The sequence below is a fragment of the Dorea sp. MB18-49 genome (assembly GCF_023669465.1).
Classification (GTDB): domain Bacteria; phylum Bacillota; class Clostridia; order Lachnospirales; family Lachnospiraceae; genus Dorea_A; species Dorea_A longicatena.
Genome location: NZ_JAMOYX010000072.1, coordinates 1 through 10,029, shown reverse-complemented (window position 1 = coordinate 10,029; position 10,029 = coordinate 1). Strand labels below are relative to the sequence as shown.

Sequence of the window (10,029 nt, the reverse complement as noted above, 5' to 3'; positions counted from 1 at the left end):
AAATTCCTGTAGAAATAAGCAATGAAATATAAATGTATTTTTTTCTCATATTCCATCTCCTTTACAATTTCATTGTAATCATTTTTTGTGCTTTCGTCAATTAATATTCCGTAGGTTTATCCTCCTTCTGAAAAGTTGAATTCATTTTATTTTTCCTCCTTTTTTGATTTTCTTTTCATTAGAATATGAAAGAATAAAAGTAAAAGAAATTTGCATCAGGCATACCGCAATGGGCACTTTATAGGATATAAATTTCACTCTAGCCAAAAGAACTGATTACTTTTATGTGCATTTTTATGAGTTTTCTATACACATAAAAAAAGCAGCCGGTATCGGACTGCCATGGTTCATTTATTTATATAGTTTTAAAGTATGTATTTCACTCAATATTTACCTTTTTCTTACTACAAAACAGATTAAAATTGAAAGGTTACTACGTTATTAATGATTATTTATTATTGTTATTTATTTTAGAATATGCTGAGAAATTAAGGCTATTTACCAATATCTATAAAAGATTAGCAACGCTCTTTTTTTATATTTCGTAAACATCGGGGAAACACATCGCAAAGCGGATATCTACATCTGCCTTGTCTTTCATAACTGAATTCACCTCATTCCCGATATAACGGGCAGGCTTTTCAATCTTCATTAATATATCATCAGTTAATGCTAATCTTCTCATTGTTACTCCTTGATTCATTGATTATGATAATAAAATATTTTCGTCTTACCATATTTGTTTATTTTAGCATGAATCAGTGAATGGGGCAAATATAAATAAATCTCTTTTTAGGTATGGGAAGTCTTAGTAATCTTATTTTTTCTCGCTGATATTATGATAGATTTCCTTTGTTGCCGGATCATTTTCACCATTAACAACTAATATTTTTCCACCTATGCTCATCACTACATATGAATGACAGGATGAATGCGTATAACGGATATAATTTCCATAAACATCATTTCTAAAATTTCCCATAGCATATTTAAAATTCCCTAATCCATTGGTCCTATAATCATTCGAGTTCTGAAATAAATTTTCTTCATACGAGATACTGTCAATCTTCGTATAGTCTACGGTATAATCACTCCATCCCTGAGCCTTGATAGTAAAACTGTTATCTTGGAACTGAATATCAATACTTCCCCAAAACAAACTTCCTATAATGAATATAATAGTTAAAATTGTTACGATTCCGTATCTCACAATTGCCTTTTTTTTATATTGAATTTTTAATTTTTCTCCGGTTTCTATCTTTTTCTTATAAAAGAGATAGGAATAAAGAACACTGATGATTACTGCTGCCATAATGCTTACAACATACAAAACAAGTGCAGCTATGCTTTCTGCAAAAAGACCGCAAAGCATGCACAGAATACCTGATGCCACCCATATTTTCCCACTGAATCTATGCGTTGCGCTCCAATTTTCTTCATCCTGCAATGTCCATACGACCCTGATTCCTATCGTATTGTTCTGTTTTACCTTTGGCAGATAATTTCCTATAACCATGAACATTAAACCTGTCCCATAATAAATGAATGCCATAAATAGATTCTCTATATCTGCTCCCATATCAACCAATCTGGCAATACCATTATAAAGCAATGTAATAACAGGTATGATCCATATAGTCATCCCTATAACCTTGCGATTCTGTTGTCTGTTCCGGTTATCATAAAATATGATTGCAACAAACACACATTGCATCACTACAAAAAATAGATTTATCCACTTACCTTGTATACTCGTAAAACCCACCAGGACTCCTGCAAGAATTACCAATGCAGAGCTAATTAATGTACCTCTATATTTTCTTATCATTTCCTTCATCGTCCGCTGCTCCTTTCAAGTCTGTTATCCACAACATGACATCTTCCAGTACGGAAGTGTTTAATTCATAATAAATAAACTTTCCTTCTCTTTGATTTCGAATCAAATCAGCTTCCCTCAATATTGCCAGATGTCTTGATATAGATGCTCCCGTTACCGAAAAATGCTCACATATTTCTCCGGCTGAAAGCCGCCCATTTTTCAACAGGTTCAAAATCTCACGTCGTATTGGATCAGCCAGTGCTTTTAATGTATCTTGTATCCCCAAAAATTCATCACGGCCTTTCATTTAACATTTAGCCTAATCGTTAAATGAATTGTAATCCAAGATATGCTATATGTCAAGATACTACGCTCAGAAAAGTATCCGTGTTTCCGATAATGGCTAGTCTGGTACATATTCTTTATTTTGATATTGTTAAATTTCAAATTCTTTCAATAACTTTTCCTGATATACTATTTCTGTTTTCAATATGTAATTTAGAAATGCTCAATTTTTGTGAATCTTTTACAACTCTTTCATTTTCTCAAGAATCTCCTGATAAAATGCCTCCTGATCCCCACTGTTCTTCAGATCTTCCAGTATCACACCATCTTTCAACAGGATCAGCCGGCTGCAATAGCTTGCCATCTGCGGATCATGTGTGACCATAATAATCGTCTTTCCCATATGTTCATTAATGTCCTTCAATGCATCAATCACAATCTTTCCGGACTTGGAATCGAGATTTCCGGTCGGCTCATCCGCAAGGATCAGATCTGGATTATTGATCAACGCACGGCAAATCGCAACTCTCTGTTTTTCTCCGCCGGACACTTCATATGGCTGCTTCTCGAGAAGGTGTGATAAACCAAAGTTTTCGGCATATGCTTCTACATTCTTATAACACTTATCAACCGGTGCCTTGTCCAACACCATCGGCAGCATGATGTTCTCCTTTACAGACAGACTATTTAACAGATAAAAATCCTGAAACACAAATCCAATCTCTCTTCTTCGTATATCCGCCAGTTCATCACTCCATAATTCTGACGCATCCTTTCCCGTAAAGAAAATCTTCCCGGAAGTCGGTTTGTCGATCAAGCCAAGCACTTTTAAAAGTGTTGTCTTACCGCAGCCTGATTTTCCCATGATCCCGACAAATTCCTGTTCTTCAATGGTAAAATCCAGCCCTTTTAAAACTTTAATTTCTTCTTCATCCTGTCTGTCAGAATGAACCATTTTATAATTCCGGACAAGGTTCTCCACTTTCATAACTTCCCGTTTATTCATCTTTTCCTTCCACCTTTCGAATGATAAATCTTCCTAATATCCATGCAAATCCCCACTGTACTGCCAGATACATAAGCCATATCCAGGCAGCATGTTTCAGCCATGCAATTCTGACGGCATGCGTATACATCCGAGCATGAAACGTTGCTGCTGTAAAGATACTGGTCACGACTATCGTTATCAGCTCCGGCAGCCAGTAAAAGTAATACAGTTCTCTTTTCAGGAGTGATACTCGTGCTTTCTTTCGCATTCCCATACATTTCAAAAAGTCAGCCCTTACTTTCTTATCACTCATTTCTGATAACGATTTAATATACATCAGGAAAAGGCCGGAGATGGTCATTGTAAGCAATACGAATGTATTTATGATCAGTTTCATCGTATATTCTGTCTTCAGATCATTGACTGCCGTCTTTTTTGAATACCAGCAATGTACTTCGAAATCATACTGCGCTTCATATGTATGATTCTTTTCCAGCTTTTTCATTTTCTTTTCAATTGCTTTCTGGTATTTTGGGTCTGCCTGGATCAGTACAAGCTTCGTCGGACCCTGCTTAATTGTGACACCATCTATTCGCAAGGCCTTTTCTTCTATCTTGTCTCCGGTTAATATGTTCGTGTATTTCCACATTCCCTGTGCTTTCTTGAAATATGCATCCGAGAATACAACGATATTTTCCAGTTTTCCCTGACGGAAACATCCAATCAGACTTCCAATTTCTTCCCCTTCTATTGTTCTTTTCGGATATGCTTTGCTCGGCGAATATAAGGTATAATATTCACATGGAAGACCGATATGCAAAAATGGTTTCTTCTTTCCAAATGTCCAATCCACCGGCTGTGCCTTCACGGAGCGATCCTGTTGGTGCACCAGATATACCTTCTTTCCATTTCGATCAAGATGCATTGCTTCTTCCTTATACGATGAATCTACATATTTTTTCAATTGTTTGTATGTCGATTCAGAAATCCCGATCTGTTGTCCCTGTGGTCTTTTTCCTTGTTGCACGCCTTCGTTTTGTTCTGTCTTATCTGCATTTGCCACACGCACCATCGGATATTCTATGATTTTTGCCTGATAACCGTTCTTTATCCTATCAAAAATCGCATCATCTCCATTATCTGCAATACAGACAAAATCATACGGATACAGACTTTCCGGCTTCTCTGCAATCGTTACCGAAACTACCTGAAACAGAAAGTAAAACACTGCGCATACGTTCAATATTGTAAGTGCCAGCACATACCTTGCAGTTGTCTTTGATTTATAATACAAATGATTCCGGTTCAGCATCTGTGGCAGATATGCCGGTGTCTTTTTTGCACGTCTCAAATATCCGGCTCCTACAAAACGAATCAGTAAAAATATACCTGCAAAGAATGCAAAGAGCAGATACATACTTTCATGATTTCTCAACTGCCGGTATTCGAATATAGCGATCATACAGATTATGATTCCGGCTGTTATGAATAACTTTGTCCTCCTCTGCGGCATAGGTTCTTTTGCAATGTTTCTGATCGATGCCCTGACCAGATTGAAATCCGATACGATATCCCTGGTCGCCATCAATGCAATTATATACACTGCCAACACCACCAACGTACCTTTCACATAAGTAAGCCACGTCACCTTTGACAGAACAATTCCTTTTGCCAGCATTGAGAAAATCACTTTTCGGAACAGAAACATGATCATATTTCCCAATAGACCGCCGGCAATCAGCGAACACAAAAAAGCGACTGCGATCTCTATCCCAATAATCGTATACAACGCTTTTTTTCGAATTCCCAACGTCACGAATACACTGTAATTCTGCGTCCATTTTTTCATGTAAAATACGAGAACAAACACCATCAAAAAGATGGCACATACCGCCATCGGAAGCATTGCATTCAGCAATATCCTTCCAAGTCCTTCACCCAGCAGGAAATTCTCTGCCCGGTGAGCCTTCGCCATCATCTGATATATTCCAAGTCCTGCAAAGGAGAATGCAGAGACGATTACACCACAGAACAGCAGGAGGCCGTAATCTTTCCAGTCATATTTAAAATTGTGCCAGACCATCTGATAAAAAAGTTTGGTATAATTTCCCGGAAAATATAATCTCCTGCGCTCTTCTTCTTTTTCTTCCCGTTCCTTTTCCGCAAATATTTCTGCTGATTCCTTGGCATCTTTCCATACATCAAGCATTTTTCTGATCAGCACTTCTGCCATAACAAATATCATGATGATTGCAGGAATCAGAATCGTTTTTGTTGAATTATCCGCAAGCATTCCAAATCCGGATTCATTCACCACAATATATAAACCTAGAACAACTAACGCAGCGATATTCAGATAATATTCCTTATGCAGCCACTGCGTCACTATATGTAATACAATCACGATCTGAAATACAATAAGCAGTATTAACTGTATCCGGATTATCGTAAGATTCCCATCCCAGACAGATGCTGCCATCTCCGAAAGTGCTTTTATTCCTTTTGCTTTGATTCGGAAATATGCTGCATATATACTGTAATTTTTCCCTTTCAAAACCACCCACGGAAGCTGAATAAAAATCAAAATCATACCGTACATAATTGTCGATACAATATATCTTCTTTTCTTTGTTTCTTTCATATTCACCTGCCTCCTATCCGTAAATAGTAATCACAACCTCAAACCGATCCTCCTGGCTTTTACACTGAAACATTCCATTGTATTGTTCTACAATATCCCGGATATTTTTCATTCCATAACCATGTAACACTCCATCCTTTTTTGATACAAAATTTTCATCTGTCTGTATTCCCATATTTTTAGCCGCATTTACAATCTCGATGTATAAGAGCTGATTCTTCTTTTTCATTTTTATATGTATCCAGCGTTCTCCTTCTTTGATCTGCTCACACGCTTCCAACGCATTGTCCAAAAGATTTCCAAAAAGTGAAATGATCTCTCTGTCAGAAAACGGAAGCGTTGTGAATACTTCCGTACTGATCTGCATCTGCGTCTTTTGCTTCTCTGCCTCCTTCTCTTTCTGGTTAAGAATCATATCCAGCATATGGTTTCCTGTCCATATCTGGTAATTGTAATCCAACATGTCCCGGCTGAGTTCGTTCAGATATTCTTCCAATCCCTTCCAGTCCTGTTCCTGCGTATATTTCTTTAATGCAAGCAAATGATTCTTCATATCATGAACAATCTTCCGGCTTTTTAACATTTCCCTATATTGTTCTTCCATCGCCTTTACTTTCATCTGGAGCATCTTCTTATCCTGCTCTTCCAGTTCAGCTCTGTGCTGTTCTGTCTCAACGTCCCATGCTTCTGCCTGAATATCAAGAAATATCCAGATTCCTATGACAGCCAGAAACAGCATCATATAACAAAACATCGGCATAGAATAAAATTCTGCAAATCCGGTAGATGCTATAGCCATAAAGATGTAAAATGCTGCAAGATAAGTAATCCAAACAAATACATGATAATTTGTTGATTGATTCCCGTTTTTTATGCACTGGTATAATTCATACAATTCTATACTCTGAAGCAAAATCAGGAATATTAACATCAGTAAAAATATAAACGCAACTACCTGTGAATGTTTCCATTTCCACATATGCTGTTTTAAAAATGTATGATTATACATCTTGATGTAATCATTTTCCTGAAAAGTCTTAATTACATACATGTGAATCGTATTCCATTTTCTATTTATGCGCATCCACGGGAAGAAACAGTACACTTGCAATAAAATCCCCATAAAAGTATCTACTTTTCTCTTTTTTGTCCATCCATTCATTTTATCGGTCTCCATCTTATTTTCACATGAAATCTTTATAGTTATTGTACCATGCCTTTTCTTCTTCCGCCTTATAATGGCCATGAATAGCGGGTTTTCTGACCATGAAATTTTAAAAATATGGATCTACCGTGGTAATTACACACAGAAAAACCGCATGTTTTCTTTCATCCTCTGCTATACGAAGAACGGTCAGATATGCCTTGATAAACATATCTGACCGTTCTTATAATATCGCCATGCATTAGTATAAAACCACTCCCCTAGAACCTACCACTAACAGTTCCTTACGGATTCTTTTCGTTCTGTATTTCTTTCATAATATTCTCTACTTCTGAAACATCGACCTCTAACATTGCCGAAATTTGCTCTGCAGAATATTTTTTTGCCATCTTCTTTTCAATTAAACTTTTCAAAAGTGCTTTTTCGCCTTCTATTCTTCCCTCAGCAATTCCTTCCTGTTTTATCATAATCCGTTCTTCCCACGACTGCATATACTTCACCTCTGTCTTTTCACTTGCTCTAATCTGACAAACTCGTCTATGCATTTCCTGAATCCGTTTACTTTCACACGCTTCTGACACTTCATCCGTACTGTGTTCCATATACTTTAAAAGCTCTATCAGCTCCGGTGATACCAATTCCGGATGTTTACCTCTGGTATTCAGAAATATCCTTGTTGCTCCATCATCCAGTTTTAACTCCGGAACCTCTTCACACTTCATCTGAAAAGTATAACGATATAACCCATATCCAAATAAGTCAAACGGCATAATCAGCACAATCAAAACTTCATTTAATAACTTGAAATCAACAACTCCCGGTGGCAGCAGCTTACTATCGATGATTCCCTGATACAGCCGGCTTCTTTTCGGAAGATTATGCGTATTCTCTTTTTGAGCTTCTACTTCATATATCACATCATCTTCATCTATAGCATAGACATCCAGCCGGATCTGCCGATTATCTGTAGACGTTCTCTGTTCTTTTTCTGTTTGCGGTGGATGTTTCAGATTGGTATTCTGACTCAGTATGATATCCAACATCGTCTTTACATTTTCCGGATCATCCATCGCTTCATCGAACAGAAATTTATCCAGCAAGTTTAATTCTTTTAATGATTTTCTTTGGTTCATAAGCAGTTCTCCTCTCTTGTACAGATATAATACCTGCAAAGAAGAACTGTTTAGCTTTATGCATATGATAACACAGAATTTATATATATACCAGTATATACCGTTATCTTCTTTTATCAGACATGTATTTATCTGTTTTTTATGATTTTCATCTTGGATTCTTACCCGATTGTTTGGGTTTGAAATAAATGAATTGGTAAATATAGATGCGTTGCAGATATTAGAATTCATCTGCGTGTTGATAGGATAACATGCTCTATTCGTGCTTTCAATATATATTTTAGAAATGCTCAATTTTTGTAAATCTTCTACAAATTATCCCCGGGCAATTTTACTCCACAGACATATATTATATTGTAGACACATATATGAAAGGAAGGTTAAAAATATGGCTCAATTTACGAACCAGGCACAACTCCGTTACGGAAATTCTGTTACTAATTCAAATATTGCCGTCGGTGAGATTCTCGAAGTATTGTCAATCTCGAAAACTGCAGTAAAAAATACCTATCATCCGGGAGGTACCGTCACCTATATTATAAGTATTATTAACTCCGGTACCGCTCCGATTACAGGACTTACACTCACAGATGACCTTGGTGCGTATGCATTTTCTACTACTTCACTGACACCGTTAACGTATCTAGATAACACGGTAAAATACTATACAAATGGAACGTTACAGGCTGCACCTGCTGTAACCGCAGGTCCTCCGCTTGTCTTCTCTGGATTAACTGTTCCCGCAAATGGCAATCTGACACTGGTCTATGAAACAGCTGTAAATCAATACGCTCCTCTCGCCAATGAATCATTCATTACCAACACGGTTACTGCAAGCGGCGACGGCATTACTTCTATCACCGCTAAGGAAACGGTAAATGCAGAAGCCTTGCCGCTCTTAGGTATCACAAAATCTATCAGTCCGGTACCTGTTACTGAAAACGGAAGCCTGACCTACACGTTCCTGATTCAGAATGAAGGAAACGTTCCTGCAAATGAAGCCACGGCCGTAATCGTTACCGATACGTTTAATCCAATACTTTCTAATCTGACTGTCACCTTTAACGGAAGCACATGGACAGAAGGTGAAGACTACACTTATGATAAAACTACCGGTACTTTTGCTACCGGTGCCGGAAAAGTTACTGTTCCTGCAGCAACATTTACCGTCAACGAAACTACCGGTGAATGGAGCTCTAATCCGGGATTCAGCACTCTGACAATTACCGGAACAGTATAAGCATTAAAAAATGGCAGGAGAGACCATCTGAATAATGTCAGATGGTCTCTCCTGTTTTGCGATTATTTTCCGATTCAATCTTCTGTATCATATTGTTCCTCAATGATATCTTTCACCTCTGAAACATCCATATCCAATACATCTGCAATTTCCTCAATGGACATCTTATGATTCATTTTTCTGAGCAATTCTCTTTTTTCTTTTTGTCTTTCCAGCAATTTTTCTTCCCATGCCTGCATATACTTCACCTCTGTTTTTTCACTTGCTTTAATCCGACAAACTCGTCTATGCATCTTTTGAATCCGTTCACTTTTGCACTGTTCTGACACTTCATCTGTACTGTGTTCCATATATTTCAAAAGTTCTATCAGTTCTTGGGATACCACCCGGCAGCAGCAGTTTACTGTCGATGATTCCCTGATACAAACGACTTCTTTTCGGAAGATTATGCGTATTTTCTTTCTGCGCCTCCACTTCGTATATCACATCATCTTCATCCATAGCATAGACATCTAACCGGATCTGCCGATTATCCGTAGACGTTCTCTGTTCCTTCTCTGTCTGCGGTGGATGCTTCAGATTCGTCTTTTTACTTAATATGATGTCTAACATCGTCTTTACATTTTCAGGGTCATCCATTGCTTCATCGAATAGAAATTTGTCCAGCAAGTTTAATTCTTTTAATGATTTTCATTTGTTCATAAACAGCTCTCCTTTCTTATACAGATATAACTCCTTTAAAAGAAAAACTGCTTATT

10 protein-coding genes are annotated in these 10,029 nt (G+C 37.3%); 1 reads left to right on the top strand and 9 read right to left on the bottom strand.

Annotated features, from left to right (window positions below; translation table 11 throughout):
- Positions 1–535: 535 nt before the first annotated feature.
- The 7 genes from NCY30_RS14275 to NCY30_RS14245 form a co-directional block, all read right to left on the bottom strand.
- Positions 536–685 (bottom strand): hypothetical protein, encoded by a 150-nt coding sequence (locus tag NCY30_RS14275; RefSeq protein WP_022415785.1) that lies wholly within the window; start codon positions 683–685, stop codon positions 536–538.
- A 132-nt stretch (positions 686–817) separates the two neighbouring features.
- Entirely contained in the window at positions 818–1,837 is a 1,020-nt protein-coding gene (locus tag NCY30_RS14270) for an SdpI family protein (RefSeq protein ID WP_250818836.1), read from the bottom strand.
- Positions 1,812–2,126, bottom strand: coding sequence for an autorepressor SdpR family transcription factor (locus NCY30_RS14265; RefSeq protein WP_330376758.1), 315 nt, complete (start codon positions 2,124–2,126; stop codon positions 1,812–1,814). Before NCY30_RS14265 ends, NCY30_RS14270 begins: the two co-directional genes overlap by 26 nt.
- Before the next feature lie 219 nt (positions 2,127–2,345).
- Positions 2,346–3,110, bottom strand: coding sequence for an ABC transporter ATP-binding protein (locus tag NCY30_RS14260; protein WP_055181807.1), 765 nt, complete (start codon positions 3,108–3,110; stop codon positions 2,346–2,348).
- Positions 3,103–5,733, bottom strand: coding sequence for a hypothetical protein (locus NCY30_RS14255; protein ID WP_250818835.1), 2,631 nt, complete (start codon positions 5,731–5,733; stop codon positions 3,103–3,105). The genes NCY30_RS14260 and NCY30_RS14255 overlap by 8 nt, the downstream gene beginning before the upstream one ends.
- A gap of 13 nt (positions 5,734–5,746) precedes the next feature.
- Complete coding sequence (locus NCY30_RS14250; protein WP_250818834.1) at positions 5,747–6,895, bottom strand: sensor histidine kinase; 1,149 nt, start codon at positions 6,893–6,895, stop codon at positions 5,747–5,749.
- A 287-nt stretch (positions 6,896–7,182) separates the two neighbouring features.
- Positions 7,183–8,031 carry an Rpn family recombination-promoting nuclease/putative transposase gene (locus NCY30_RS14245; protein ID WP_250818833.1) on the bottom strand — a complete coding sequence of 283 codons (849 nt, stop codon included), beginning with the start codon at positions 8,029–8,031 and terminating at the stop codon, positions 7,183–7,185.
- Positions 8,032–8,419: 388 nt separating this feature from the next.
- On the opposite strand from NCY30_RS14245, the gene NCY30_RS14240 reads away from it, so the two are divergent.
- Positions 8,420–9,271, top strand: a complete 852-nt coding sequence (locus tag NCY30_RS14240) for a DUF11 domain-containing protein (RefSeq protein WP_173734307.1) — start codon at positions 8,420–8,422, stop codon at positions 9,269–9,271.
- A gap of 74 nt (positions 9,272–9,345) precedes the next feature.
- Here NCY30_RS14240 and NCY30_RS14235 read toward each other — a convergent pair whose 3' ends face one another.
- Entirely contained in the window at positions 9,346–9,510 is a 165-nt protein-coding gene (locus NCY30_RS14235) for a sigma-70 domain-containing protein (RefSeq protein WP_243123434.1), read from the bottom strand.
- A 91-nt stretch (positions 9,511–9,601) separates the two neighbouring features.
- Positions 9,602–9,940 carry a hypothetical protein gene (locus NCY30_RS14230; protein WP_028085870.1) on the bottom strand — a complete coding sequence of 113 codons (339 nt, stop codon included), beginning with the start codon at positions 9,938–9,940 and terminating at the stop codon, positions 9,602–9,604.
- Positions 9,941–10,029: the final 89 nt, after the last annotated feature.